Origin of the sequence: Variovorax raffinosi (genome assembly GCF_051216615.1) — a bacterium.
GTDB lineage: Bacteria > Pseudomonadota > Gammaproteobacteria > Burkholderiales > Burkholderiaceae_C > Variovorax.
Map to the genome: position 1 here is coordinate 275318 of NZ_JBPJZR010000001.1, position 24653 is coordinate 299970.

Sequence of the window (24653 nt, forward strand, 5' to 3'; positions counted from 1 at the left end):
GGCGTGCATGCCGCGTCTGCACCGCGCACGAAAAGCCCCCTCGCCGCTGGCCCGTTACTTGCAACTTCGTCTCAAAATGACAGAAAATTTTCTTATCTGACTTATATTTGTAAACTCATTTTCATAAATCGCACCCTTTCGGGCGCCCCATTCCCCGCATGAGCACCAACGTCGACACCCCAGGCACCACCGTGGCCCAGCGCATTGCGCAGGCGCTGCCGCGGCTGTCGCGTTCGCATCGGCAGGTGGCCGACTACGTGCTGGAGCACCCGTTGCAGGTCGCCACGTTGCCCATCGACGAACTCGCCACCGCTGCGGGCGTGTCCGTCGCCACGGCCAACCGCTTCGCCCGCGCGCTGGACTTCGACGGCTACGCCACCTTCCGTGCCGAGCTCGTGCGCGGTTTCGAATCACTGGTGGCACCGGTGGAGCGCCTGCGCGGCAACCTGGAGCATCCGACCACGGTGGCCGAGGTGTTCGCCACCGCGCTCGACGAGAGCCGCCGCAACATCGAGGCGACGCGCCAGACGCTGGACTACGCCGCCTGCGAGGCCGCAGTGGAGCGCATCGGCAAGGCGCGCTCGATCTACATCGCGGGCTTCGGCGCGAGCGGCTGGCTCGCAGGCCTCTTGCAGCACGGGCTGGACAGCAGCTGCCACGACGTGCGCCTGCTGCCCGGCGTGAGCGGCGTCACGCATGCCGCCCGCGCGCTGATGCATGCGGGTCCGAAGGACGTGTTCATCGGCCTGACCTTTCCGCGCTACCTGACCGACACCGTGATGCTCGCGCAGATCGCGCGCGAACAAGGCTGCGGCGTGATCGCGCTCACCGACCGCCCGACCTCGCCCATGGCGCCGCTGGCCGACGTGGCGCTGTATTGCCAGACCGAAACCAACTACCGCCCGAATTGCGAGACCAGCGTGCTTGCGCTGGTCGAGGCACTGACCAGCGCCGTGGCGCTGCGGGCACCCGACCCGGTGCAGTCGGCCCGCCGCACGCTGCAGGTGCTGCGGCCCTGGCTGCACGGCGCGAACGGGCTGCCGCGCATCGACGGCATTGCCGCGCGCACCACCCGCATCTCCGATGACGCCGCCCCGAACGGCGCCGCCAAGAAGAAAAAGAAAGCTTCCCGATGAAGAACACCACGCCCGTCATCGCCATCCATGGCGGCGCCGGCACCATCAGCGCCGCAGCGACCAGCCCCGAGCAGGCGCAGGCCTACCACGACGCTCTGCATGCCATCGTGCTCGCCGCACAAGCCATGCTGCTCAAGGGCGCCAGCGCGCTCGACGCCGCATGCCTGGCCGTCGAAATGCTCGAAGACTGCCCGCTCTTCAACGCGGGCCACGGCGCGGTCTTCACGCACGACGAAACCCATGAGCTCGACGCCGCCGTGATGGACGGCGCCACGCTCGCCGCCGGTGCCATCGCCGGCGTGTGCCACGTTCGCCGCCCGGTGCGCGCCGCGCGCGCCGTGCTCGAAGACGGCGCGCATGTGCTGCTGGCCGGCGTGGGCGCCGAGGCTTTTGCGCGCGAGCGTGGGCTGGAGATGGTCGAGCCCTTCTTCTTCTCCACCGAGGCGCGCCGCCAGCAGCTCTACCGCGTGCGCGACACCGGCCGCGTGGTCACCGACCACGAAGGCGCCGCCATGACGCCGCCGCTGGACGAAGACAAGAAGTTCGGCACCGTCGGCGCCGTGGCGCTCGACATGCACGGCCACCTTGCCGCAGCCACATCGACCGGCGGCATGACCAACAAGCGCGTCGGCCGCATCGGCGACACGCCCCTCATCGGCTCCGGCACTTACGCCGACGACCGCACCGCCGCCGTGTCTTGTACCGGCAGCGGCGAAATGTTCATCCGCGTTGCCGCGGCTTACGACGTCTGCGCCCGCATGGCGTATGGCGGCGCCACGCTCGAAGCGGCCACGCACGCGGTGGTGCAGCAGTCGCTGCCCGCCATCGGCGGCACCGGCGGGCTGATCGCCATCGACCGCGACGGCAACATGAGCCTCGCCTTCAACACCGAAGGCATGTACCGCGGCCACGCGCGCGGCGACGAAGCGCCGCAAACGGCCATCTTCGCCTGACGCTGCACGTCCCCTCTTTCTCTCGCACTCCCATGTCCACCCCTGCCCTCGCCCTGCCGGACGGCCGCGTTCTCGCCGTCGATGACCTCACCGTTCGCTTCTCGACTTCCGAGCGCACGGTCGATGCCGTCAAGAAACTGTCCTTTCACGTCGACCATGGCGAAACGCTCGCGGTGGTGGGCGAATCGGGCTCGGGCAAGTCGGTGACTTCGCTCGCGCTGATGCGGCTGGTGGAGCACGGCGGCGGCCGCATCCTCGGCGGCAGCATGGCGTTTCGCCGCCGCAATGGCGAAGTGCTCGACCTGGCGCAGGCGCGCGACAGCACGATGCGCGGCATTCGCGGTGCCGACATCGCGATGATCTTCCAGGAGCCGATGACATCGTTGAACCCGGTGTTCACCGCCGGCGACCAGATCGCCGAGGCCATCCGGATCCACCAGGGCAAGAACAATGCAGCCGCACGCGCCGAGGCGCTGCGCATGCTGGAGCTGGTGCGCATTCCTGAAGCGCGCAACGTGCTCGACCGCTTTCCGCACCAGCTGTCGGGCGGCATGCGCCAGCGCGTGATGATCGCGATGGCGCTGTCGTGCAAGCCGCAACTGCTGATTGCCGACGAGCCCACCACGGCGCTCGACGTGACGATCCAGGCGCAAATTCTCCAGCTCATCCGCGAGCTGCAGAAAGAGATGCGCATGGGCGTGCTCTTCATCACGCACGACATGGGCGTGGTGGCCGAGATTGCCGACCGCGTGCTGGTCATGTATCGCGGCGACAAGGTCGAAGCCGGCACGTCGGATGCCGTGTTCGCCGCGCCGCAGCACCCCTACACGAAGGCACTGCTGTCGGCGGTGCCCAAGCTGGGCGCGATGCAGGGCACCGACCTGCCGGCCAAGTTCGAACTGCTGCGCACGGAAGCCAGCGCCGAGATGGCGCCGTGCGAGCACACCACGCCGCAAGACACGGTGCGCGAAGAAGGCGGCCCCATTCTTCGGGTGCGCGACCTCGTCACGCGCTTCGACGTGCGCAGCGGCATCTTCGGCCGCGTCAAGCGCCGCGTGCATGCGGTGGAAAAGATCAGCTTCGACCTGTACCCCGGCGAAACGCTGGCGCTGGTCGGCGAGTCGGGTTGCGGCAAGTCGACCACTGGCCGCTCGCTGCTGCGACTGGTCGAAAGCCAGAGCGGCGCCATCGAGTTCGGCGGCAAGAACATCCGCGAGCTGCCCACGCGCGAGCTGCAAGCGCTGCGTCGCAACATCCAGTTCATCTTCCAGGACCCGTTCGCGTCGCTCGATCCGCGCGTGACGGTGGGCTTCTCGATCATGGAGCCGCTGCTGATCCACGGCATCGCCAAGGGCGCCGAAGCGCAGCAGCGCGTGGACTGGCTGCTGCAGAAGGTCGGCCTGCCGCCCGAGGTGGCGCAGCGCTATCCGCACGAATTCTCCGGCGGCCAGCGCCAGCGCATTGCCATTGCACGCGCCTTGGCGCTGAACCCGAAGGTGGTGGTGGCCGATGAATCGGTGTCCGCGCTGGACGTGTCGATCCAGGCGCAGATCGTCAACCTCATGCTCGACCTGCAGCGCGAGCTGGGCGTGGCCTTTCTCTTCATCTCGCACGACATGGCGGTGGTCGAACGCATCAGCCACCGCGTGGCCGTGATGTACCTGGGCCAGATCGTCGAGATCGGCCCGCGCCGCGCGGTGTTCGAGGCACCGCAGCACGCCTACACCCGCAAGCTGATGGCGGCGGTGCCGGTGGCCGACCCGTCGCGCCGCCACAAGCCGCGCGCGCTGCTCGAAGGCGAGATTCCCAGCCCGATCCGCGCGGTCGGCGACGAGCCCGATGTTCCGCCGCTGGTGCAGGTCGCGCCCGGCCACTTCGTGGCACGGCATGCCATCGGCGGCGCTTTCTGAGCCTCCGACCTTCTGAACCCGAACCGTTTTTCATCCCGCAGGCCCTCCTGCTTTTTTCCACGAACCGACTGGAGTTCTTCCATGAAGCAACCTTCTTCCTCCCTGCGATGGGCATCCGCACTGCTGGGCCTGGCCGCCATTGCCGCTTCGGGCACGGCGCTGGCCGCCAAAGACGTGGTGCTGGCCATCGGCTACCAGCCGGAAACGCTGGACCCGTACAACACCAACACGACCATCACCACGGCCGTGACCAAGACCTTCTATGAAGGCCTGTTCCAGTTCGACAAGGACCTGAAGGTGCAGAACGTGCTCGCCGAGAGCTACGACGTGTCCAAGGACGGCCTGGTCTACACGATCAAGCTGCGCACCGGCGTGAAGTTCCACGACGGCACCGACTTCAACGCGGAAGCCGTGAAGGTCACGCTCGACCGCGTGCTCAACCAGGACAACAAGCTGCTGCGCTACAACCAGTTCAACCGCGTCGGCAAGGTCGAGGCAGTGAACCCCAGCACCGTGCGCATCACGCTGAAGGAGCCCTTCGGCCCCTTCATCAACTCGCTGGCCCATGCATCGGCCGCGATGATCTCGCCGACCGCGCTGAAGAAGTGGGGCAACAAGGACATCGCCTTCCACCCCGTGGGCACGGGCCCCTTCGAGTTCGTCGAATGGAAGCAGACCGACGCGGTCAAGGCGAAGAAGTTCGACGGCTACTGGAAGAAGGGCTACCCGAAGGTCGACAACCTGCAGTGGAAGCCGGTGCTCGAGAACAACACGCGCGCCGCCATGCTGCAGACCGGCGAAGCCGACTTCGCCTTCCCGATTCCCTACGAGCAGGCCGAGCTGCTAAAGAAGAGCGACAAGCTCGAAGTGGTGGCCTCGCCTTCGATCATCACGCGCTTCCTGGCATTCAACATGCTGCAAAAGCCCTATGACAACCCGAAGGTGCGCGAGGCCATCGGCTACGCCATCAACAAGGAGGCGCTGGCCAAGGTCGCGTTCGGCGGCTATGCCTTCCCCGCGCAAGGCGTGATGCCGCAGGGCGTGAAGTTCGCCGAGAAGATGGCGCCCATTCCCTACGACGTGAAGAAGGCCAAGGAACTGCTGGCCGAAGCCGGCTACCCCAACGGCTTCGAGTCGGTGCTGTGGAGCGCCTACAACAACACGACCAGCCAGAAGACGATTCAGTTCGTGCAGCAGCAGCTCGCGCAAGTGGGCATCAAGCTGCAGGTGCAGGCGCTCGAAGTGGGCCAGCGCACCGAGCTGGTCGATGCATGGCCCGACGCGAAGACGGCCAAGGTCCGCATGTACTACACGGGCTGGTCGTCGTCGACCGGTGAAGCCGACTGGGGCCTGCGCCCGCTGTTCGCTTCCGAGTCGTGGGCACCGAAGCTCAACAACATGTCGTTCTACAAGAGCGACGTGGTCGACGGCGCACTGGCCAAGGCGCTGGTGACGGTGGACGACAAGGAAAAGGCAGCGCTGTACAAGACCGCGCAGGACGAGATCCGCAAGGACCTGCCGCGCGTGCCGCTGGTGACCGAGCAGAACCTGTCGGCGCACGCCAAGCGCCTGTCGGGTGTGTTCGTGATGCCCGACGCGAACATCAACATCGACGCCCTCGCGGTGTCGAACTGATCGCGCGCTCTTCGTTTCCTGACTGACTGTCCGGCGGGCGGCGGCCTCCTGCTGCCGCCCTTTCGCGACAACCGTACCCCATGCTGAATTACTTCCTCAAACGACTGTTGGGCCTGATCCCGACACTGCTCATCGTGGCAGTGCTGGTGTTCCTGTTCGTCCACATGCTCCCCGGCGACCCGGCGCGCCTTGCCGCCGGACAGGACGCCGACGAGCAGACCGTGGCCATGGTGCGCCAGGAGCTGGGCCTCGACAAACCGCTGCCACAGCAGTTCGTGAGCTTCTTCACCCACATGGTGCAAGGCGACTTCGGCACATCGATCCGCACGCGGCGGCCGGTGTCGACGGAGATTGCCGAGCGCTTCTTCCCGACGGTGATGCTGACCATCACCAGCATGGTGTGGGCGGTGATCTTCGGCATGGGGATCGGCATCGTCTCGGCGGTGTACCGCAACAAATGGCCCGACCGGCTGGGCATGACGCTCGCCGTGTCCGGCATCTCATTCCCGGCATTTGCCCTGGGCATGCTGCTGATGCAGATCTTCTCGGTCCAACTCGGCTGGCTGCCCACCGTGGGTGCCTCCACCTGGAAGCACTACATCCTGCCCTCGATCACGCTGGGCGCGGCCGTCGCGGCCGTGATGGCGCGCTTCACGCGCGCATCCTTCGTCGAAGTGATCCAGGAAGACTTCGTGCGCACCGCGCGTGCCAAGGGCGTGCACGAAACCAGCGTGGTGTTCAAGCACACGCTGCGCAATGCGCTGATTCCGGTGGTCACGATGATGGGCCTGCAGTTCGGCTTTCTGCTGGGCGGCTCCATTCTTGTGGAGGCGGTCTTCAACTGGCCGGGCCTGGGCCGCCTGCTGGTGGACGCGGTGCAGATGCGCGACTACCCCGTCATCCAGACGCTGGTGCTGCTGTTCTCGCTCGAATTCATCCTGATCAACCTCGTGGTCGATGTGCTGTACGGCTACATCAACCCGACCATCCGCTACAAGTGAGCAAGCAGCCATGACGCAAGCTACCGGCGTGCCTGCCGAATCCATCGTTCCACTGTCCCCCGTTGCCGTTGCGCTGACCGCCGGCAAGGTCCGCACGCCCTGGGGCGAATGCTGGCGCCGCTTCAAGAAGCAGCCGCTGGGCATCGTGGCGGCCATCTTCGTGCTGCTGCTGGTGCTCATCGCGGTGTTCTCGCCGTGGATCGTGCCCTTCGACCCCGAGAACTTCTTCGACTACGACATGCTGAACAGCGGGCCTTCGGCCACGCACTGGTTCGGCGTCGATCCGCTGGGCCGCGACATCTTCAGCCGCATCCTGGCGGGCACGCGCATCTCGCTGGCGGCCGGCTTCCTGTCGGTGCTGGTGGGCGGCTTCATCGGCACCGCCTTCGGCCTGCTCGCGGGCTACTACGAAGGCTGGTGGGACCGCATCGTGATGCGCATCTCGGACGTGCTGTTCGCCTTCCCCGGCATCCTGCTGGCGCTGGGCGTGGTGGCCATCCTGGGCAGCAGCATGACCAACGTGGTGGTGGCGGTGTCGGTGTTCAGCGTGCCGGCCTTTGCGCGCCTCGTGCGCGGCAACACGCTGGTGCTCAAGCAGCAGACCTACATCGAGGCCGAGCGCAGCATCGGCGCATCGGACTGGACCATCATCGTGCGGCACATCCTGCCGGGCACCATCTCGTCGATCGTGGTGTATTTCTCGATGCGCGTGGGCACCTCGATCATCACGGCGGCCAGCCTTTCGTTCCTGGGCATGGGCGCGCAGCCGCCGACGCCCGAGTGGGGCGCGATGCTCAACGAAGCACGCGCCGACATGGTGACCTCGCCGCATGTGGCGCTGTTCCCCAGCCTGGCCATCTTCTTCACCGTGCTCGCCTTCAACCTGCTGGGCGATGCCCTGCGCGACGCGCTCGATCCGAAGATCGACCGCCAGTAAGTTCTTCTTTTTCTCTTCATGGCTTCCACGACGCAGACCCCGCTGCCCACCGCCCTGCCCTTCATCGGCCACCTGCTCCAGGGCGAACGCAACACCATCACCGATGTCGCGGGCGTCACGGTCGGCCACCAGACGCTGGACGACGGCGACGTGCAGACCGGCGTGACGGTCATCCGGCCGCATGCGGGCGACGCATTCCGCGACAAGGTGCCGGCGGCAGCGGTGGTGCTCAACGGTTTCGGCAAGAGCGTGGGGCTGGTGCAGCTCGCCGAACTCGGCGTGCTCGAAACGCCGATCGCGTTGACGAACACCTTCTCGGTCGGCACCGTGGGCACGGCGCAGATTCGCCAGTGCGCTGCCGCCAACCCCGAGACCGGACGGGCGCTGCCCACGGTCAATCCGCTGGTCTTCGAGTGCAACGACGGCTTTCTGAACGACATCCAGCGGATGGCGGTGACGGAGGCCGACTACCTGCGCGCCTTCGACACCGCCGCCGCCGACTTCGCGCAGGGTTCGGTCGGCGCGGGGCGCGGCATGTCGAGCTTCCAGCTCAAGGGCGGCATCGGCAGCGCCTCGCGGCGGGTGTCGTCGCGCGACGGCGGCCTGCACACGGTCGGCGCACTGGTGCTGGCCAACTACGGGCGCCAGCCGCAGATGCTGCTGGCGGGCCATGCGGTCGGCGAGCGGCTGGCAGCGCTGCAGGCATCGCGCAACGCCGCGGCTTCGGGCGAACCCGAGAAGGGCTCGATCATCATCGTCGTCGCCACCGACGCGCCGCTCGATGCGCGCCAACTGCGCCGGCTCGCGCTTCGCGCGGGCGCAGGGCTGGCCCGCACGGGCTCGGTCTTCGGCCATGGCAGCGGCGACATCGTGCTGGCTTTCTCGACCGCCTACACCGTGCCCGACCGCATCGAGCGGCCGATGCCGGCCGTGGCGATGCTGCACGACGGGCTGCTCGATGGGCTGTTCCAGGCTGCGGCCGACAGCACCGAGCAGGCTATTCTTCATGCGCTGTGGCGCGCGACGCCCGTCACGGGCCGCGACGGCAACCACCGCGCCGCGCTCGGCGAGTTGCTGCCGGCGTCTTCCCTTTCACCCCTCGTCTGAGGAAACCCTTCGCCCCATGAAAGTCCTGATCTCCACCGACATCGAAGGCGTTGCCGGCGTCTACCACCCCGAGCAGACGCGCCAGGGCAATCCGGAATACGAACGCGCCCGCCTGCTGATGGCGCACGAGGCCAACGCGGCCATTGCCGGTGCATTCGACGCAGGCGCCACCGACGTGCTGGTGAACGACTCGCACGGCGGCTTTCGCAACATGCCGCCCGACGTGCTCGATGCGCGTGCGCGCGTGGTGCAGGGCAAGCCGCGCTACCTGAGCATGGTGGCGGGCGTGGATGAAGGCGTGGACGCGGTCTGCATGGTGGGCTACCACTCGCGCGCACAGGGGCGCGGCATCCTCGCGCACACGATCAACGGCTTTGCCTTTGCCGGCATCTGGTTCGGCGAGCAGGAGCTGGGCGAAGCCGGCGTCTATGGCGCGCTGGCCGGCGAGTACGGGGCCCCGGTGGTGATGGGCAGCGGCGACGACGTGTTCATCGCCGAGAACCGGCCGCTGTTTCCGCACGCGACCTTCGTGCAGACCAAGCGCGCCACGGGAAACAACAGCGGCGTGTCGCTGTCGCCCGAGCAGTCGCGGCATGCGATTCGCGCGGGGGTTGAAGAGGCACTGGCTGCGCGTGCCAATGCCAAGCCGCTGGTTTTCAAGGGACCGCAGACCGTCAGGCTGCGCTGCCAGTCGCCCGCGCTGGCCGACCTGTTCTGCCAGTGGCCGAACTTCGAGCGCGTCGACGGCGTGACCTTGCGCTTCACCGCCGAGACGGTCGAGGCGGCAGTGCGCATGCTGAACTGCTGCTCGGCGATGTCGACGATGCTGCGCTGAAGCGCAGCTCGACGATCAGCCCGCGTAGCCCAGGGCCGGGGCTGCGCTCCGGCCGCCTTGGCCGCCCTGCTCCAGTTTGAACTCGCCGACGATCTTCGACAGGCTGCCCGCCTGTTCCTGAAGCGACTGCGCGGCAGCCGAGGCTTCTTCGACCAATGCAGCGTTCTGCTGCGTCGCCTGGTCCATCTGCGTGATGGCCTGGTTGATCTGCTCGATGCCCGAGGTCTGCTCCTGGCTCGCCGCGCTGATCTCGCCCATGATGTCGGTCACGCGCTTCACGCTGCCGACGATCTCGTCCATGGTGCGGCCCGCATCGGCCACCTGCCTGCTGCCCTCCTCGACCTTCTCGACGGAGTTGCCAATCAGCGTCTTGATCTCCTTGGCCGCTGCGGCCGAGCGCTGCGCAAGGCTTCGCACCTCGGAGGCGACCACCGCGAAGCCGCGCCCCTGGTCACCGGCACGGGCCGCTTCGACGGCTGCATTCAGCGCCAGGATGTTGGTCTGGAAGGCGATGCCGTCGATCACGCCGATGATGTCGACGATCTTCTTCGACGACGCATTGATCGAGCCCATGGTGTCGACCACTTGCGACACCACGCTGCCGCCCTTCACCGCCACTTCAGAAGCGGACGTAGCCAACTGGTTGGCCTGGCGCGCGTTGTCGGCGTTCTGCTTGACGGTCGAGGTGAGTTCCTCGATGGATGCGGCGGTCTGCTCCAGTGAACTCGCCTGCGCTTCGGTGCGCGACGACAGATCGTGGTTGCCCATCGCGATCTGGGTGCTGGCGGTCGAGACGTTCATCACCACGCCATGCACCTGCATCAGCGAGCCCTGCAAGGCCGAGCGCATCAGGTCCAGGGCACGCAGCAGGCGGCCGGTTTCGTCCTTGGCGTAGCCCGACTGGGGTGTGCCCGTCAGGTCCATGTCGGCAATCGCCTCGGCAATGGTTTCGGCACTGCGCAACGGTTGCGTGATGCTGCGTGCCAGCAGCCACGCCAGCAGCGCGCCCAGGACCAGGCTCACGGCGGAGCAGACGATCAGCAGCGTGCGGGTCTGCGCCTGCAGGTCGTTGGCGCGGGCGGCGGCGGCATCGAGCTGCTCGCGCTGCATGTCCACGACCTGCTGCACGCCGGCCAGATAGCTGGTCGACGTGGGCTGGAACTGTTCCTCGAATGCACGGCTGGCGCCAGCCAGGTCGCCGACCTGCTTGAGCTTGCTCACTTCTTCGCGCGAAGCCAGGTAGGCCTTGCGCAGGTTGCCGACCTTCTCGAACAGCTCGCGCTCGGCGGGCTTGACCAGCTTGGTCTCGATGAATTTCTGCAGCTCGGTAGTGTCCTTGATCGACTTGGCGGTTGCGGGCGCGAAGTACTCGATCAGGCTGGTGTCGCCGCTCTTGGCGATGGCCGCCGCGCGCTGCACGCCCGAGGTGGTGTGGCGCAGCCAGTCGGAGCCCGCGCGCTCGGTCTTCACGTTGTCCTGGATCATGGCGTCGATCTCCAGGCTCAGTTGCTGCAGCTTCAGCACTGCCGCAACGCTGGTGGCCAGAAAGAGCGCCAGGATGGCGCCCAGCACGATGGCAAGGCGCTTGCCAATCGAGACATTGCTCAAGAACATGATCGAACTCCAGAACGCAAGGGAAACGGAAAGACGGGCGCAAGAGGCGCGGCGCCGTCGAAGCTGAAAGAAAAGAGCGACCCCGTGGCCGCTCTCCATGGCTGGATATCGGCAGCCCGGGTGAAAACTTTAGGCAGGCGCCATCCAAGCGCGTTGCAGCCTGCCGCCCACCTGCCTGCCGAAACCTCGTTCTGTTCCTAGAATTCCCGGGTCAGCCGGCCCCACGCCGGCGTCCGCGCCTTATCCGGAATAAGCATCCAACCGTCCGGAAACCCGCATGGGCATTGGTGAATATGCTTATCCGGATAAGGCGCGAACCAAAAAATAGTTTGTTTCCATAAGGCCCGCTTTCAGAATCTCGGCTTCTTGCTGGGGCGCTGGACGCACTGCACTTCAAGACACACGCACGATGTACCAATACACAGAATTCGATCGCCAATTCGTTCACCAACGGGCTGCCCAGTTCCGAGACCAGCTCGAGCGCTGGCAAAAGGGCCGCCTGCACGAGGACGAGTTCCGCCCGCTGCGGCTGCAAAACGGCTGGTATGTCCAGCGCTACGCGCCGATGCTGCGCGTGGCCGTGCCTTATGGCGAGCTGTCGAGCCGCCAGTTGCGCGTGCTGGCAAAGATCGCCCGCGAATACGACGAGCCCGAAGCCGAGGTCTACAAGAAGGCCATCGAGACGCAGGGCCTGCTCGGCAGCCTGAAGCTGCCCACCCACTACGCCCATTTTTCGACGCGCCAGAACGTCCAGTTCAATTGGATTCCGCTGGCCAAATCAGCCGACGTGATGGACCTGCTGGCCTCGGTCGACATGCACGGCATCCAGACCAGCGGCAATTGCATCCGCAACATCACCAGCGACGAACGCGCCGGCATTGCCATCGACGAGATCGCCGACCCGCGCCCCTTCGCGGAAATCATGCGCCAGTGGAGCACGCTGCACCCTGAGTTCGCGTTCCTGCCGCGCAAGTTCAAGATCGCCATCACCGGCGCCACCGAAGACCGTGCCGCCACCGGCTGGCACGACGTGGGCCTGCACGTGGTGAAGAACGAAGCCGGCGAAATCGGCTTCCGCGTGCAAGTCGGCGGCGGCATGGGCCGCACGCCGATCATCGGCACCGTGCTGCGCGAGTTCCTGCCCTGGCAGCAGATCATGAATTACCTCGAAGCGGTGATCCGTGTCTACAACCGCTATGGCCGCCGCGACAACATCTACAAGGCGCGCATCAAGATCCTGGTGAAGGCCGAAGGCCAGCGCTACATCGACGACGTGGACGCCGAGTACAAGCAGATCCTCGAACACGACGGCGCACCGCACACCATCACGCAGGAAGAGTACGACCGCGTGGCCGCCTCCTTCGTGCCGCCGACGCTGGCCACCCGCGTGCTGCAAAGCGCCGAGAAGACCGATGCCGAGCTGCGCACCCACGCCGCCGACGACGTGCAGTTCGCCCGCTGGCTCGCCCGCAACGTCGCGCCGCACAAGAACCCCGCGCTGCGCGCCGTCACGCTGTCGTTCAAGCGCCTGAAGCAGGCGCCCGGCGATGCGTCGGCCGACCAGCTCGACACGCTCGCGCTGCTGGCCGATCGTTTCTCGGCCGGCGAAGCCCGCGTGACGCACGACCAGAACGTGGTGTTGCCCTGGGTGCATGCCGAAGACCTGCATGCGCTGTGGCTCGCCGCGCGCGAAGCCGGCTTTGCCAGCGCCAACGTGCACCTGCTGACCGACATGATCGCCTGCCCCGGCGGCGACTTCTGCGCGCTGGCCAATGCGCGTTCGATCCCGATTGCCGAAGCCATCACCGAGCGTTACCAGGACCTCGACGAACTCGACGACCTGGGCGAGATCGACCTGCACATCAGCGGCTGCATCAACTCCTGCGGCCACCACCACAGCGGCCACATCGGCATCCTGGGTGTCGATAAAGACGGCAAGGAGTGGTACCAGGTCACGCTGGGCGGCTCGGACGGCTCCGCGCTCAGCGGCACGCCGCAGGCCGGCAAGGCGGTCGGCCCCTCGTTCTCGGCGGCCGAAGTGCCGGGCGTGATCGAGGCCGTGCTCACCACCTACCGCGACACCCGCGAAGGCGGCGAGACCTTCATCGACACGCTGCGCCGCGTGGGGCCGGACCCGTTCAAGGCCGCGGCCAACGGTGCGCGATTCAAGGTGGAGGAAGCAGCATGAACAAGACTTTGAACATCCTTGCCGCCGAAGACCACATCGACGACGGCGACCCGAAGGTGCTGCAACTGGCCAATGATGCCGATCCGCTCGCCATCGAGGTGTGCCTTGCCGACATCGAACGCATCGACCTGAACTTTCCGAAGTTCACTGATGGCCGCGCCTACAGCCAGGCCTTTTTGCTGCGCCGCCGCCTGGGCTTCACGGGCGACATCCGCGCCACGGGTGACGTGTTGATCGACCAGTTGGTGCAGATGGAGCGCACCGGTTTTTCGAGCGCCGTGCTGAAGGAAGGTGTGGACGCCTCCGACGCGCAGCGCCAGTTCGACCGCTTTTCCGCCTTCTACCAAGGCGACGCGGTGCAGACCGCGCCGCACTTCGCGGCCGGCAACTGAGCCCGTACGGAAATCTTCGACATGAGCATTGACCTCGCACGCATCAACACCGACCTCGGCCGCAACGCCGAAGGCCTGGTGGACTGGGCCATCGGCCTGGGCCAGCCCGCAATCATCACCACCAACTTCCGCCCTTTCGAGGCGGTGATCCTGCACATGGTCACACGCGCCAAGCGCGATGTTCCCGTGGTCTGGATGGACAACGGCTACAACACCGAAGCCACCTACCGCTTTGCCGATGAAGTGACGAAGCAACTGGGCCTGGACCTGCACATCTACCTGCCGCGCCGCTCGCGCGCGCATCGCGAAGCTGTGGAAGGTGCGACGCCGGCGCTCGACGATCCGCGCCATGCCGCTTTCACCGAAGAAGTGAAGCTGGAGCCCTTTGCCCGCGCGCTGCGCGAGACGGCACCGAAGGTCTGGTTCACCGCACTGCGGGCCACCGACACGGCCGTGCGCGCGCAGATGGACCCGGTCAGCGTCAACCCCGACGGGCTGATCAAGGTCGCGCCGCTGCTGCACTGGTCGTCCAAGGAGTTGTACGAATACTGCGAAGCGCATGGCCTGCCGAACAACTTCGACTACGTGGACCCGACCAAGGGCGAAGACAACCGCGAGTGCGGCTTGCATCTCTCGCATTGAGCGCCAACGCCTCACCGACCTTCCGCATTCAGCACACCACCCGATGAACGCCCGTACCGAAACCGAATTGCTGCTGCCGCACATGCACTCTCCCGCGCACCTGTCCAACACGCACCTGGATGCGCTGGAGGAAGAAACCATCTTCATCCTGCGCGAAGTGGCGGCCGCCTTCGAGCGCCCCACCCTGCTGTTCTCGGGCGGCAAGGATTCGCTGGTGCTGCTGAAGTGCGCGGAAAAGGCTTTCGGCGTCGGCCGCATTCCCTACCCGTTGCTGATGATCGACACGGGCCACAACTTCCCCGAAGTGACGGCCTACCGCGACCAGCGCGCCAAGGAACTGGGCGCCGAGCTGATCGTGCGCAATGTCGAAGACTCGATGAAGCGCGGCACCGTGCGCCTGGCGCACCCGGGCGAATCGCGCAACGCGCACCAGTCGGTGACGCTGCTCGAAGCGATTGAAGAATTCCGCTTCGACGCGCTGATCGGCGGCGCCCGCCGCGACGAAGAAAAGGCGCGCGCCAAGGAACGCATCTTTTCGCACCGCGACTCTTTCGGCCAATGGCAGCCCAAGGACCAGCGCCCCGAGCTGTGGACGCTGTTCAACACGCGCCTTGCCCCAGGCGAGCACTTCCGCGTGTTCCCGATCTCGAACTGGACCGAACTCGACGTGTGGCAATACATCGAGCGCGAACACGTCGGCCTGCCGTCGATCTACTACACGCACAAGCGTGAAGTGGTCGAACGCCGTGGCCTGCTGGTGCCCGTGACCGAGCTGACCCCGCCGCGCGACGGCGAAACCGTGCAAGTGCGCGACGTTCGCTTTCGCACCGTGGGCGACATCACGACCACCTGCCCGGTCGAGAGCCTTGCGGCCGATGCCGGCGACGTGGTGCTGGAGACGCTGTCGGTTGACGTCAGCGAACGCGGCGCCACCCGGATGGACGACATGACCTCCGAAGCATCGATGGAAAAACGAAAGAAAGACGGTTACTTCTGATGAGCGCGACGACTGCAATCCCCGTCACCACCGACATCCACGGCGACACCGGCACCGCCCTGCGCTTCATCACCTGCGGCTCGGTCGACGACGGCAAGAGCACGCTCATCGGCCGCCTGCTGGTGGACAGCAAGACCGTGCTGCAGGACCAGCTCGCCGGTGTGCAGCGCGGCGGTGAAACCGACCTGGCCCTGCTGACCGACGGCCTCTCGGCCGAGCGCGAACAGGGCATCACGATCGACGTGGCGTATCGCTACTTCTCGACCGCCAAGCGCAAGTTCATCATCGGCGACGCGCCGGGCCATGAGCAGTACACACGCAACATGGTCACCGCCGCCTCGGCCGCCGATGCCGCCGTGGTGCTGGTCGATGCGACCAAGCTGGCCTGGGCCGCCGAAGTGGAAGACGGCACCGTGGTCAAGCGCGAGCTGCTGCCGCAGACGCGCCGCCACACGCTGCTGGCCCACCTGCTGCGCGTGCAGTCGATCGTGTTCGCGGTCAACAAGCTTGACGCCATTGGCGACGCGGGCCTGGCCTTCGAGCGCATCTCGACCGCGCTGAACGCCTTTGCCGAAGCGGCCGGCGTGCAAGTCGCGGGCATCGTGCCGATCTCCGCGCTCAAGGGCTGGAATGTGGCCACGCGCCATGCCGACTGGGTCGGCTACGAAGGCCCAAGCCTGCTCGAACTGCTCGAAGACCTGCCGGTCACCGCGCAGGACGAGGCCGTGCCCTTCGCCTTCCCGGTGCAGTGGGTCGAAAAATTCTCTTCCTCGGCCGACACCTCGCAGGGCCGCCGCGTGTTCTGGGGCCGCGTCGCCTCGGGCCATGTGGAACCCGGCCAGCGCGTGACCGTGCTGCCGAGCAATCAGACCGCCACCGTCGCCCAGGTGCTGAGCCACACGCGCCAGCCGAAGTCGGTGCATGCGGGCCACAGCGCCGGCATCGTGCTCGACCGCGAAGTCGACGTGTCGCGCGGCGACTGGCTGCTGGCGCCCGAGGCTTTCGAGCCAGTGCGCGAGATCACCGCCACCGTGGCCTGGCTCGACGACGAGCCGCTGGTCGCGGGCCGCGTGTACTGGGCGCTGCAGGGCCACCGCTGGGTCAAGGCCAAGGTGGCGCGCATCGTCGACCGCGTGAACATCACCACGCTCGAATCGGAGCCCGCCACGCAACTGGAAGCCAATTCCATCGGCGACGTGGTGCTCGCGCTGCAGCAGCCGCTGGCCGTGCTGCCCTTCACGCAATCGCGTGCGCTGGGCTCCCTTGTGCTGGTCGATACGGCCTCCCACAAGACCGCTGCTGCCGTGCTCGTGCAGCCTGCCGCCGCAAAGGCCTAAAATCTCGGGTTTTCCCCGACCCACTGACGTTAAAAGACAAATGACCCACGTCGTCTCCGAAGCCTGCATCCGTTGCAAATACACCGACTGTGTGGACGTTTGTCCCGTGGACTGCTTCCGCGAAGGTCCCAACATGCTGGTGATCGACCCGGACGAGTGCATCGATTGCGCGGTCTGCATCCCCGAATGCCCGGTCAACGCGATCTACGCCGAGGAAGACCTCCCGGCCAACCAGATCGCCTTCATCAAGATCAACGCCGAGCTGGCCGTCGCCGACGGCTGGAAGAGCATCACCAAGCGCAAGCCCGCACTGCCTGATGCCGAAGAGTGGAAAGACAAGACCGACAAGGTTGGGGAGCTGGTGCGCTGAACCAGCCCACCGCGCCCGTCGAAACCGACGCACTGATCGTCGGCGCCGGCCCTGTCGGGCTGTTCCAGGCCTTTCAACTCGGCCTGCTTGAGATCTCCTGCCACATCGTCGATGCACTGCCCGCCGCTGGCGGCCAGTGCGTGGCGCTGTATGGCCACAAGCCCATCTACGACATTCCCGGCACGCCCGTGACCAGCGGACGCGAACTCGCGCAATCGCTGTTGCAGCAAGTCGCGCCGTTCAAGCCGCAGTTCCACTTCGGTGAGCAAGTCGCCACGCTGGCCCGCCAGGACGATGGCCGGCTGCTGATGACCACGTCGGCCGGCACGTCTTTCCTGGCGAAGACCGTGTTCATCGCGGCGGGTGTCGGGGCTTTCGTGCCCAAGCGCATTGCCGTCGAAGGCATCGAGCGTTTTGAAGGCGCATCGCTTTTCTATCACCCCGATTCGCTGGACCGCTTCGCCGGCCAGACGGTGGTGGTCAACGGTGGCGACGACATCGCGCTGGAAACCGCCATTGCCCTCACGAGCACGGCCAGGCAAGTCACGCTGGTTCACCGGCGCGACGGCTTCCAGGCCGATGAAGCCACCGTCGCATCGATGCGTGCGCTGGTCGCTGCGGGCAAGCTGGCCTTCAAGGTCGGCCAGCCGACGGCCTTCGACGGCAAGCAACTGCAGATCACCACGCCCGACGCCACCACCGTCGACCTGCCGCTCGACGCACTGGTCGCCTGTCTCGGCATTTCTCCGCGCCTCGGCCCGATTGCCGAGTGGGGCCTGGAACTCGAGCGCAAGCAGGTGCCCGTCGACACCGAGAAATACGAAACGCGCGAGCGTGGCGTGTTCGCGGTGGGTGACATCAACACCTATCCGGGCAAGAAGAAGCTCATCGTCTGCGGCTTCCATGAAGCCACGCTGGCCGCCTGGGGCGCCACGGCCATCGTGTTCCCGGGCAAGGCCGTGCCGCTGCAGTACACGACCACCAGCACCCGCCTGCACGAACTGCTGGGCGTGACCGTTCCGCGCTAGGCAGTTGCCGCTGCCGCCAGCAGCGGCCGGTACTCGCCGATGAAGCTGCCGATGGCCGCGACGAAACGGTCGATGTCCGCATCCGTCACCGGCAACGACAGCACGACAAAACCGCGTGGCGAGGTGTAGATGCCCTGGCCGATCAGGTGAAAGAACAGCAGTTGCCGCAGGCGCCCGTCGACCACCGCCAGGTCTTCGGACCGCAACACTTCGCCCTTCGCGAAATGCGCGTTCATCAGCGAACCCACGCCGGTGAACTGCATGACCACGCCCTCTTTGGCACACAGCGCGTTGAGGCGCGCGCGCATGGCGTCGCCCCTATCCGCCAACTCGCCGGCCGCCTCGGGCGTGAACAGTTTCGTCAGGCCCGCATAGCCAGCCGCCATCGTCATCACGTTGTTGTTGAAGGTGCCTGAGTGCGCGAGCGGCCCAGTGCGCGGGTCGAACAGCGCCATCACGTCGCGGCGCCCGCCGAATGCGCCGAAGGACATGCCGCCGCCGATGTACTTGCCCAGCGTCGTCAGGTCGGAGCGGATGCCCAGCTTGTTGGCCAGCCCATGCGGCGCCAGGCGTGAGGTCATGACTTCGTCGAAGACCAGCAATGCGCCGACCCGCGTAGCCCCGTCACGCAATGCCTGCAGGAAGTCGAGGCGCCCCGGAATGCAGCCGCTCGCACCCTGCATCGGCTCGACCAGGATCGCGGCGATCTCCGGGCCATGCGCATCGATCTGCTCGCGCGCCGCCTGCGCATCGTTGTAGGGCAGCACCAGAAAGTCGAAAGGCACCGTCGTCGGCGACGGCTTGGCGCCAAAGCCCAGCACGCCGCCGTGATAGCCGCCGGAGAACACCACGACCTTGCGGCGCCCCGTGAAGTGCAGCGCGGCAGTGAGCGCCATCAGGTTCGCCTCGGTGCCCGAGTTGGTGAAACGCAGCTGCTCGACCTGCGGAAAGCGCTCACAGATGGTTCGGGCCAGCTTCCCTTCGAGCAGGTTGTGGCCCGTGAGGTTGATGCCGCTCTTCATCGCCTCGATGACCGCATCGCGGATCTCCGGCGCCGAGTGGCCGTAAACGCCGGCCGTGTACTCGGCGATGAAATCGGTATAGCGGTGGCCGTCTGCGTCCCACAGCGCAGCCCCCTCGCCCCTGGCGATGGTCAGCGGAAACGGTGCGTAGAACAGCACCGAGCGGCTGTTGGCGCCGGGCATGTAGCGCGCCTGTTCCTCGAACTGGCGCAGGCTCGCCGGGTTGCTGTCGGTGAAGCGCTGGTGCGCCTTCTCAAGGGCCTTGTCGATCGCGGTGTCGGTCATGGAAGATGTCCTCTCGATGGTGGTGCGCCCGGGCGTTTGCGGCGCGTTTAATTGATCAATGCTCAATTAATATTATTTATACGATTAATTGATCGACTGCACAATGGCGGCTTCCATGAAAAAAACACCTGCCAAGCCCCCGCCCAGGACCGCCGGTCGCCCCGCGGGCGGCGCTGCGTTGACCAAACAGCGCATCGCCGAAGCGGCGCTGGAATACATCGACGAGTTCGGCCTCGGCGCATTCAGCATGCGCGAGATCGCGACGCGGCTGGGCGTCTATCCGGCCACGGTGCACTGGCATGTGAGCACGCGCGAGGCGCTGCTCGCCGAAGTGGCAGCCACGGTGATGGCCCAAGTCACACCGCCAGCAGGCAAGCTGACATGGCAGGCATGGATCGCCGAACTGTTCCGCCGCTGCCGCGCCACCGTGCGGCGTCACCCGAACGTGGCGCAATTGCTGGGCGCCCAGTTGGTGTCGAACGGCAGCCTGCCGATCGAGCTGGTCGAGGGCGTGCTGGCAGTGCTGGTCGAAGCCGGCTTCGAGGGCGAATCGCTGCTGGAGGCCTACAACTGCGTGGTCGCGGCCATGCTGGGCTTCGTGACGATGGAGTTCTCGCCCCTGCCCTGCGACAACACGCAGGCCTGGGCCGAGGAACTGCGCGAGCGCGTCCACACGATTCGCCCGCTCGACCACCCGGTGCTCACGCGCCACCTGCCGTTGCTGGCCAACAAGGCCTTCATCGTGCGCTGGGACAACGGCACGACGGTGCCGCTGGACAGCAGCTTCGAGCGGCATGTGCAGATCACCATCGACGGACTGGAAGCCTTCGCCAGCAGGGTCAGGACGGCGTAGGCTCCACCAGCTCGTAGAGCACCATCCGCGTCTGTCGCCCGCGCAGCTCCACCAGTTCCTCGATGCGGCGGGTGGCGAGCCGCCCTTGCAGCCCCGCGAACGTTTCCTCCGAAATCAGCGTGCGCGTGCCCAGTTGCTTGTTGGTGCCTTCGATGCGGCTCGCGACGTTGATCACATCGCCCAGGGCCGTGTACGACAGGCGATCGCTGGAGCCGAGCACGCCCGCGACCGCGAGGCCCGTGTGGATGCCGATGCGCGTGCGGAACTCATGCAAGCCTTCGCCGCGCCACTTCTGGTTGAGTTCGTTCATCTCGGCGTGCAGTTCCAGCGACGCCACGCAGGCCTGGTACTCCGCATCCGGCAAGTCGGCCGGCGCGCCCCACAGCACCATGATGCCGTCGCCCATGAACTTGTCGACCACGCCGCCATGCCGCGCGAACACGCGCGTGGCGAGGTTGAAGTACTCGGTCAACTGGTGCATCAGCACATCGGCCTGCATCGATTCCGAGATGCTGGTGAAGCCTTCCACGTCGGTGAACATCGCGGTGATGCGGCGCGGCGAACCGCTGGGCGCGAGCGTGTGGCCTTCGGCGATGAGCTGCTTGATCACGTCCACCGGCACGAACTTGCTGAAGGCCTTGAGGCTGCGCGCGGAATCGTCCAGCGCCTGGTTGAGGTGCTGGATTTCGAGCACCCGGCTCTTCTCGAGCGGGAGGTTGTCCAACTCCAGCCGCCCGATGCGACGGGCGGTGTGCGAGAGGTTCTCGATCGGCGCGGTCACCAGCTTCGACAGGCGCAGCGAAATGAAGAGCGCCATGGCCAGGAAGCTCAGCGTCAGGAGCAGCGACCAGAGCACGTTGCGATGCAGGCCGCCCAGCAGTGCGTCTTCGGGTTCCCAACTGACGAGCCGCCAGCCCGTCGCCGCAATGATCGATGTCTGCACCCGGTAGCGCTCCCCGTCGTGGTCGAGGGTGAAGGCCGTGTCTTCGGTCCAGCCCCGGCTGCCGTTGGCCAGCATGTGCGCGTGCAGCGCGCCGAGCACGCCACCCTCGGGGTCTTCCAGCACGCGGACCGCATGGGGCTGGTCGCCGCGCGCGATCACGTGGTGGTCGGCACTCAGCAACGCGCTGTGGCCATGGCCGGTGCCGCCGAACAGCCGCACCAGGCTGGAGAGATGCCCCAGCGACACGTCGGCGGCCACCACCAGCGTCTGGGGCGCGCCTTCGTCGTTGCGGCGGAGGCTCGGCCGCGCGTGGCTGATGCCGAGTTCTTTTTCCGCGGGCAGCATGAAAGGCGCGGTCCATACCGCGTGCTGCGCCTTCTCGGCCTGCAGGTACTCCTCGTCTTGCGTCGGGTCGTCGTCGCTGCGAAAGGCCTCGATGCGGGTCGTTGCATAGCGCTGCCTCGGGTCGCTGTCGCCGTCTGAATCGGGTGGCTGCTTGTATTCCCACGTCTCCGTGCTGAACGTCGGGTCGCGCAGGACCTGCCGCACCGCCGGCACGGGCTGGCGCAGCGCCATCATCTGGTGGCCGTCGTCGCTGGTCACGCCGATGCTGTCGATCTCGGGCGTCTGCTCCAGCGCGGTCCAGAGCAGTTCGGCGGTCTGGTCGCCGTCATGGCCCGCCGGATGCAGGCTGGGCGTGTGGGCGATGGCGCGCACCAGCGCTTCGGTCTTGGCGAGGAAGGCCAGCACGTTGTCTTCGACCCGGTCGTGGTTGACCTTGTGCGCCGACTCGCCGACCTTGGACACCAACTGCTCCGCCCCCCAGTAGCCGAAAGCCACCAGCAGCAGCGATTGCACCAGCGCGACGGCGCAGATGATGGTGCCGACATCGACCCTGAAGCGCCGCATGCGCGTTCGCGAAGTGTCGGGGCCGGCCGGCGAAGGCCCTGCCATGTCCGAGCGCCTGAAATCATCACCTGCCATACGGTGTTCCTCCCACGCATTGAAACGCGCGCTTCCCTTGTTATTGGCCTTGATTTTCTCCCGTCCGCAGTATGGCCATGGCGCGCGCGGCGGCGCACTTTCCGGCAAGGGATAAAATCCGCCCCGCGCCGCAGTTCGCTGCGGTGCATTGCTAGGGGTGTCGAGCCGGAATCCGTTCCGGGGCTGACTGAGAGAGTCCCTTTGAACCTGACTGAGGTAATCCTCGCGCAGGGAAGCTGGTCCGGCGGCCTGTCGCGTTGTCTCGCGCGACGGCCGAGCCGCTGGAGCCTCGCCCACCTGCCAAACCTTTTGCACTGGAGCAAACGGATGGCACACGACAACAACAACGAATCTTCCCGCGCCAACGAGGCGCTCACGCCGCTGCCTGCGTCCAAGCGCGTCTTCGGCTGGCACGACCACGCCTCGCTGTGGTTCAGCCTGGGCGTCGGGCTGCTGGTCATGCAGATCGGCGCCTACCTGGTGCCGGCGGTGGGCACGCGCGACGCGGCCATCGCGATCGTGCTGGGCTCGTGTCTCGGCGCCGGCCTGCTGGCCTGGACTGCGCGCCTGGGCTGCGAAAGCGGCCTGGCCAGCGCGGGCCTGATGCATGCCACCTACGGCAGCGCCTTCGCGCGGTTGCCGGTGCTGCTCAACATCGTGCAACTGGTGGGCTGGACCACCTTCGAGCTGGTGATCATGCGCGAGGGCACGCAGGCCATCGGCCAACTGGCTTTCGGCCCGTCGCTCGGCTCCTTCTGGGGCGGCGTGCTGACCACGCTGCTGTGGGGCGCGGTGCTGCTGGCGCTGCTTGCAGGCTCGATGGTCAAGCTGGTGCGGCGCTTCGTCAGCCGCTTCGGCCTGCCGCTGGTGGTGCTGTCGTTGCTGTGGCTCAGTTGGCAGTTCGCGACGCGGCTGCAGGCCAAGGGGCTGGACGCCTTCTGGGCGCGGCCGGGCGACGGCAGCATGGGCATGTTCGGCGCGCTCGATCTGGTGATCGCGATGCCGGTGTCATGGCTGCCGCTGGTGGCCGACTATGCGCGGCACGGCAAGCGCAGCGCGGGTGGGCTGGGCGGCGCGTTCAGCGGCACATGGATCGGCTACGCACTGGCCAACATCTGGTGCTACGCGTTGGGCGTGATGGTGGTGAGCGTGGCCGAGCCGGGCGTCAGCCTCGTCACCGCGTTGCTGCTCGCGCAGGGCGGGCTGGTGGCACTGGGCCTGATCCTCATCGACGAACTCGACAACGCCTACGGCGATGTCTACTCGGGCTCGGTCTCCACCCACAGCCTGCTGCCGCGCTGGAGCGTGCGGCGCTGGGGCCTGCTGCTGGCCACGCTGTGCATTGCGCTGGCGCTGGTGCTGCCGATGCACACGCTCGAACCCTTCCTGCTGCTGCTGAGTTCGGTGTTCGTGCCGCTGTACGGCGTGATCCTCGGACGCCTGGGCAGTGGGCAGTCGGTGGTGGTGACGACCGGCACGCGCCAGGTCGACTTCAGCGCAGCGCTGATCTGGATCGCCGGCATCGCGGCGTACCACGCCCTTGCCAAGTGGGCGCCGCAGCTCGGCTCGGCGCTGCCGACGCTGGCTGCGACCTTCGTGCTTGCGTGGCTCAGCCGCCCGTCACGGGCAGGCGGTACGTCGGCACTGGCGCAAAGCCGTGGTTGAGCGGACCATGGCCCGCGCCGATCTGCACGTTCGCGCCGGCGGCCATCGCGCCGAGGATGTACGTGCGCGCCTTCTCCACTGCCTCGGGCAAGGCAAAGCCCAGTGCCAGATGCGCCGCGATGGCGGACGACAGCGTGCAGCCGGTGCCATGCAGGTTGCGGCTGGCGATGCGCTTCGAGGCCAGGCGTTTGCGAGCACCGCCGGACTGCAGCAGCACGTCGACCACGTCGTCGCCCGGCAGATGTCCGCCCTTGAGCAGCACAGCCTTCGCGCCGAGCGCCAGCAGTTCATCGGCGGCGCCATCGAGCGCATCCACCCCGTCGATGGCATGGCCGATCAGCAAGGCCGCCTCGTCCAGATTGGGCGTGACGACCAGCGTGCGCGGGAACAGCTCGCGCACCAACACCTGCACGGTCTCGGCGGCTATCAAACGGTCGCCGCTGGTGGCAACCATGACCGGATCGAGCACCACGTTCTTCAATTGATAGCGGTCGATGGCCCAGGCCACGACTTCCACCACCTCGGGCGTATGCAGCATGCCGAGCTTGACGGCATCGACGCCGATGTCCTCGACCACCGCCTGGATCTGCGCCTTCAGAAAATCGGGCGGCACGCCGTGAATGCCCGACACGCCCAGCGTGTTCTGCGCGGTGAGCGCGGTGATGGCCGTCATGCCGTAGCAGCCGAGGGCCGCGAAGGTCTTGAGGTCGGCCTGGATGCCGGCGCCACCGCCGCTGTCGGAGCCGGCGATGGAGAGCACGCGTGCGTAGCGCTGGGTAGGTCCTTGGGTCATGCCGAAAATTATCGGCGACCTGCCTT

At 66.7% G+C, this 24653-nt stretch carries 21 protein-coding genes; 17 read left to right on the plus strand and 4 right to left on the minus strand.

Features of this window, described 5'->3' with window-relative positions; genetic code table 11:
* Window positions 1-158: 158 nt before the first annotated feature.
* The 8 genes from ACSFB7_RS01270 to ACSFB7_RS01305 all read left to right on the plus strand — a co-directional run bounded on the left by ACSFB7_RS01270 (window position 159) and on the right by ACSFB7_RS01305 (window position 9514).
* Window positions 159-1136 (plus strand): MurR/RpiR family transcriptional regulator, encoded by a 978-nt coding sequence (locus ACSFB7_RS01270; RefSeq protein WP_435466314.1) that lies wholly within the window; start codon window positions 159-161, stop codon window positions 1134-1136.
* On the plus strand, window positions 1133-2089 hold the full coding sequence (locus tag ACSFB7_RS01275; protein ID WP_435466316.1) for an isoaspartyl peptidase/L-asparaginase family protein: 957 nt from the start codon (window positions 1133-1135) through the stop codon (window positions 2087-2089). The genes ACSFB7_RS01270 and ACSFB7_RS01275 overlap by 4 nt, the downstream gene beginning before the upstream one ends.
* A gap of 32 nt (window positions 2090-2121) precedes the next feature.
* A complete protein-coding gene (locus ACSFB7_RS01280; protein WP_435466318.1) occupies window positions 2122-3999 on the plus strand; it encodes a dipeptide ABC transporter ATP-binding protein in 1878 nt (625 codons plus the stop codon).
* A gap of 81 nt (window positions 4000-4080) precedes the next feature.
* Window positions 4081-5634 carry a glutathione ABC transporter substrate-binding protein GsiB gene (gene gsiB, locus ACSFB7_RS01285; protein ID WP_435466320.1) on the plus strand — a complete coding sequence of 518 codons (1554 nt, stop codon included), beginning with the start codon at window positions 4081-4083 and terminating at the stop codon, window positions 5632-5634.
* 80 nt (window positions 5635-5714) lie between these two features.
* The gene (gsiC, locus tag ACSFB7_RS01290; RefSeq protein WP_435466322.1) at window positions 5715-6635 is read left to right on the plus strand and encodes a glutathione ABC transporter permease GsiC; all 921 of its coding nucleotides are present in this window, start codon (window positions 5715-5717) and stop codon (window positions 6633-6635) included.
* 10 nt (window positions 6636-6645) lie between these two features.
* Entirely contained in the window at window positions 6646-7572 is a 927-nt protein-coding gene (gsiD, locus tag ACSFB7_RS01295; RefSeq protein ID WP_435466324.1) for a glutathione ABC transporter permease GsiD, read from the plus strand.
* A gap of 18 nt (window positions 7573-7590) precedes the next feature.
* Entirely contained in the window at window positions 7591-8679 is a 1089-nt protein-coding gene (locus ACSFB7_RS01300; protein WP_435466326.1) for a P1 family peptidase, read from the plus strand.
* Window positions 8680-8695: 16 nt separating this feature from the next.
* Entirely contained in the window at window positions 8696-9514 is an 819-nt protein-coding gene (locus ACSFB7_RS01305) for a M55 family metallopeptidase (protein ID WP_435466328.1), read from the plus strand.
* Window positions 9515-9529: 15 nt separating this feature from the next.
* Here ACSFB7_RS01305 and ACSFB7_RS01310 read toward each other — a convergent pair whose 3' ends face one another.
* Window positions 9530-11128: a methyl-accepting chemotaxis protein gene (locus tag ACSFB7_RS01310; protein WP_435466330.1), complete on the minus strand. Its 1599-nt coding sequence runs from the start codon at window positions 11126-11128 to the stop codon at window positions 9530-9532.
* A 409-nt stretch (window positions 11129-11537) separates the two neighbouring features.
* On the opposite strand from ACSFB7_RS01310, the gene ACSFB7_RS01315 reads away from it, so the two are divergent.
* Genes ACSFB7_RS01315 through ACSFB7_RS01345 form a run of 7 tightly spaced genes read left to right on the plus strand, consistent with a single transcriptional unit; the run spans window position 11538 to window position 18082 of the window.
* Window positions 11538-13316, plus strand: coding sequence for a nitrite/sulfite reductase (locus ACSFB7_RS01315; RefSeq protein ID WP_435466332.1), 1779 nt, complete (start codon window positions 11538-11540; stop codon window positions 13314-13316).
* Window positions 13313-13708 (plus strand): DUF934 domain-containing protein, encoded by a 396-nt coding sequence (locus ACSFB7_RS01320; protein ID WP_435466334.1) that lies wholly within the window; start codon window positions 13313-13315, stop codon window positions 13706-13708. Before ACSFB7_RS01315 ends, ACSFB7_RS01320 begins: the two co-directional genes overlap by 4 nt.
* A gap of 21 nt (window positions 13709-13729) precedes the next feature.
* Entirely contained in the window at window positions 13730-14350 is a 621-nt protein-coding gene (locus tag ACSFB7_RS01325; protein WP_435466336.1) for a phosphoadenosine phosphosulfate reductase domain-containing protein, read from the plus strand.
* A 43-nt stretch (window positions 14351-14393) separates the two neighbouring features.
* Window positions 14394-15347, plus strand: a complete 954-nt coding sequence (gene cysD / locus ACSFB7_RS01330) for a sulfate adenylyltransferase subunit CysD (protein ID WP_435466338.1) — start codon at window positions 14394-14396, stop codon at window positions 15345-15347.
* The gene (locus ACSFB7_RS01335; RefSeq protein ID WP_435466340.1) at window positions 15347-16684 is read left to right on the plus strand and encodes a sulfate adenylyltransferase subunit 1; all 1338 of its coding nucleotides are present in this window, start codon (window positions 15347-15349) and stop codon (window positions 16682-16684) included. Before cysD ends, ACSFB7_RS01335 begins: the two co-directional genes overlap by 1 nt.
* A 40-nt stretch (window positions 16685-16724) precedes the next feature.
* On the plus strand, window positions 16725-17054 hold the full coding sequence (fdxA, locus tag ACSFB7_RS01340) for a ferredoxin FdxA (protein WP_093240594.1): 330 nt from the start codon (window positions 16725-16727) through the stop codon (window positions 17052-17054).
* Window positions 17012-18082, plus strand: a complete 1071-nt coding sequence (locus ACSFB7_RS01345; RefSeq protein ID WP_435466342.1) for an NAD(P)/FAD-dependent oxidoreductase — start codon at window positions 17012-17014, stop codon at window positions 18080-18082. Before fdxA ends, ACSFB7_RS01345 begins: the two co-directional genes overlap by 43 nt.
* Here the strand turns inward: ACSFB7_RS01345 and ACSFB7_RS01350 are convergent.
* Window positions 18079-19389, minus strand: a complete 1311-nt coding sequence (locus ACSFB7_RS01350; protein WP_435466344.1) for an aspartate aminotransferase family protein — start codon at window positions 19387-19389, stop codon at window positions 18079-18081. The two genes, ACSFB7_RS01345 and ACSFB7_RS01350, sit on opposite strands and share 4 nt — an antisense overlap.
* A gap of 115 nt (window positions 19390-19504) precedes the next feature.
* Between ACSFB7_RS01350 and ACSFB7_RS01355 the strand changes: the two genes are divergently transcribed.
* A complete protein-coding gene (locus ACSFB7_RS01355) occupies window positions 19505-20242 on the plus strand; it encodes a TetR/AcrR family transcriptional regulator (protein ID WP_435466346.1) in 738 nt (245 codons plus the stop codon).
* On the opposite strand, the gene ACSFB7_RS01360 is transcribed toward ACSFB7_RS01355, so the two are convergent.
* Window positions 20229-22139, minus strand: coding sequence for an adenylate/guanylate cyclase domain-containing protein (locus ACSFB7_RS01360; protein WP_435466348.1), 1911 nt, complete (start codon window positions 22137-22139; stop codon window positions 20229-20231). The genes ACSFB7_RS01355 and ACSFB7_RS01360 overlap by 14 nt on opposite strands.
* Before the next feature lie 357 nt (window positions 22140-22496).
* Here ACSFB7_RS01360 and ACSFB7_RS01365 point away from each other — a divergent pair, with 357 nt between their 5' ends.
* On the plus strand, window positions 22497-23834 hold the full coding sequence (locus ACSFB7_RS01365; protein WP_435466350.1) for a purine-cytosine permease family protein: 1338 nt from the start codon (window positions 22497-22499) through the stop codon (window positions 23832-23834).
* On the opposite strand, the gene thiD is transcribed toward ACSFB7_RS01365, so the two are convergent.
* Window positions 23779-24627 carry a bifunctional hydroxymethylpyrimidine kinase/phosphomethylpyrimidine kinase gene (gene thiD / locus ACSFB7_RS01370; RefSeq protein WP_435466352.1) on the minus strand — a complete coding sequence of 283 codons (849 nt, stop codon included), beginning with the start codon at window positions 24625-24627 and terminating at the stop codon, window positions 23779-23781. The genes ACSFB7_RS01365 and thiD overlap by 56 nt on opposite strands.
* Window positions 24628-24653 lie beyond the last annotated feature (26 nt).

Bases quoted from the DNA above. Each gene is read 5' to 3' on its own strand.
- ACSFB7_RS01325 (WP_435466336.1), top strand. From the start codon at position 13,730: ATGAGCATTGACCTCGCACGCATCAACACCGACCTCGGCCGCAACGCC.
- gsiB (WP_435466320.1), top strand. From the start codon at position 4,081: ATGAAGCAACCTTCTTCCTCCCTGCGATGGGCATCCGCACTGCTGGGC.
- ACSFB7_RS01315 (WP_435466332.1), top strand. From the start codon at position 11,538: ATGTACCAATACACAGAATTCGATCGCCAATTCGTTCACCAACGGGCT.
- fdxA (WP_093240594.1), top strand. From the start codon at position 16,725: ATGACCCACGTCGTCTCCGAAGCCTGCATCCGTTGCAAATACACCGAC.
- ACSFB7_RS01320 (WP_435466334.1), top strand. From the start codon at position 13,313: ATGAACAAGACTTTGAACATCCTTGCCGCCGAAGACCACATCGACGAC.
- ACSFB7_RS01355 (WP_435466346.1), top strand. From the start codon at position 19,505: ATGAAAAAAACACCTGCCAAGCCCCCGCCCAGGACCGCCGGTCGCCCC.
- ACSFB7_RS01365 (WP_435466350.1), top strand. From the start codon at position 22,497: ATGGCACACGACAACAACAACGAATCTTCCCGCGCCAACGAGGCGCTC.
- cysD (WP_435466338.1), top strand. From the start codon at position 14,394: ATGAACGCCCGTACCGAAACCGAATTGCTGCTGCCGCACATGCACTCT.
- ACSFB7_RS01310 (WP_435466330.1), bottom strand. From the start codon at position 11,128: ATGTTCTTGAGCAATGTCTCGATTGGCAAGCGCCTTGCCATCGTGCTG.
- thiD (WP_435466352.1), bottom strand. From the start codon at position 24,627: ATGACCCAAGGACCTACCCAGCGCTACGCACGCGTGCTCTCCATCGCC.
- ACSFB7_RS01350 (WP_435466344.1), bottom strand. From the start codon at position 19,389: ATGACCGACACCGCGATCGACAAGGCCCTTGAGAAGGCGCACCAGCGC.
- ACSFB7_RS01305 (WP_435466328.1), top strand. From the start codon at position 8,696: ATGAAAGTCCTGATCTCCACCGACATCGAAGGCGTTGCCGGCGTCTAC.
- ACSFB7_RS01280 (WP_435466318.1), top strand. From the start codon at position 2,122: ATGTCCACCCCTGCCCTCGCCCTGCCGGACGGCCGCGTTCTCGCCGTC.
- ACSFB7_RS01335 (WP_435466340.1), top strand. From the start codon at position 15,347: ATGAGCGCGACGACTGCAATCCCCGTCACCACCGACATCCACGGCGAC.
- ACSFB7_RS01270 (WP_435466314.1), top strand. From the start codon at position 159: ATGAGCACCAACGTCGACACCCCAGGCACCACCGTGGCCCAGCGCATT.
- ACSFB7_RS01360 (WP_435466348.1), bottom strand. From the start codon at position 22,139: ATGGCAGGGCCTTCGCCGGCCGGCCCCGACACTTCGCGAACGCGCATG.
- ACSFB7_RS01300 (WP_435466326.1), top strand. From the start codon at position 7,591: ATGGCTTCCACGACGCAGACCCCGCTGCCCACCGCCCTGCCCTTCATC.
- ACSFB7_RS01275 (WP_435466316.1), top strand. From the start codon at position 1,133: ATGAAGAACACCACGCCCGTCATCGCCATCCATGGCGGCGCCGGCACC.
- gsiD (WP_435466324.1), top strand. From the start codon at position 6,646: ATGACGCAAGCTACCGGCGTGCCTGCCGAATCCATCGTTCCACTGTCC.
- gsiC (WP_435466322.1), top strand. From the start codon at position 5,715: ATGCTGAATTACTTCCTCAAACGACTGTTGGGCCTGATCCCGACACTG.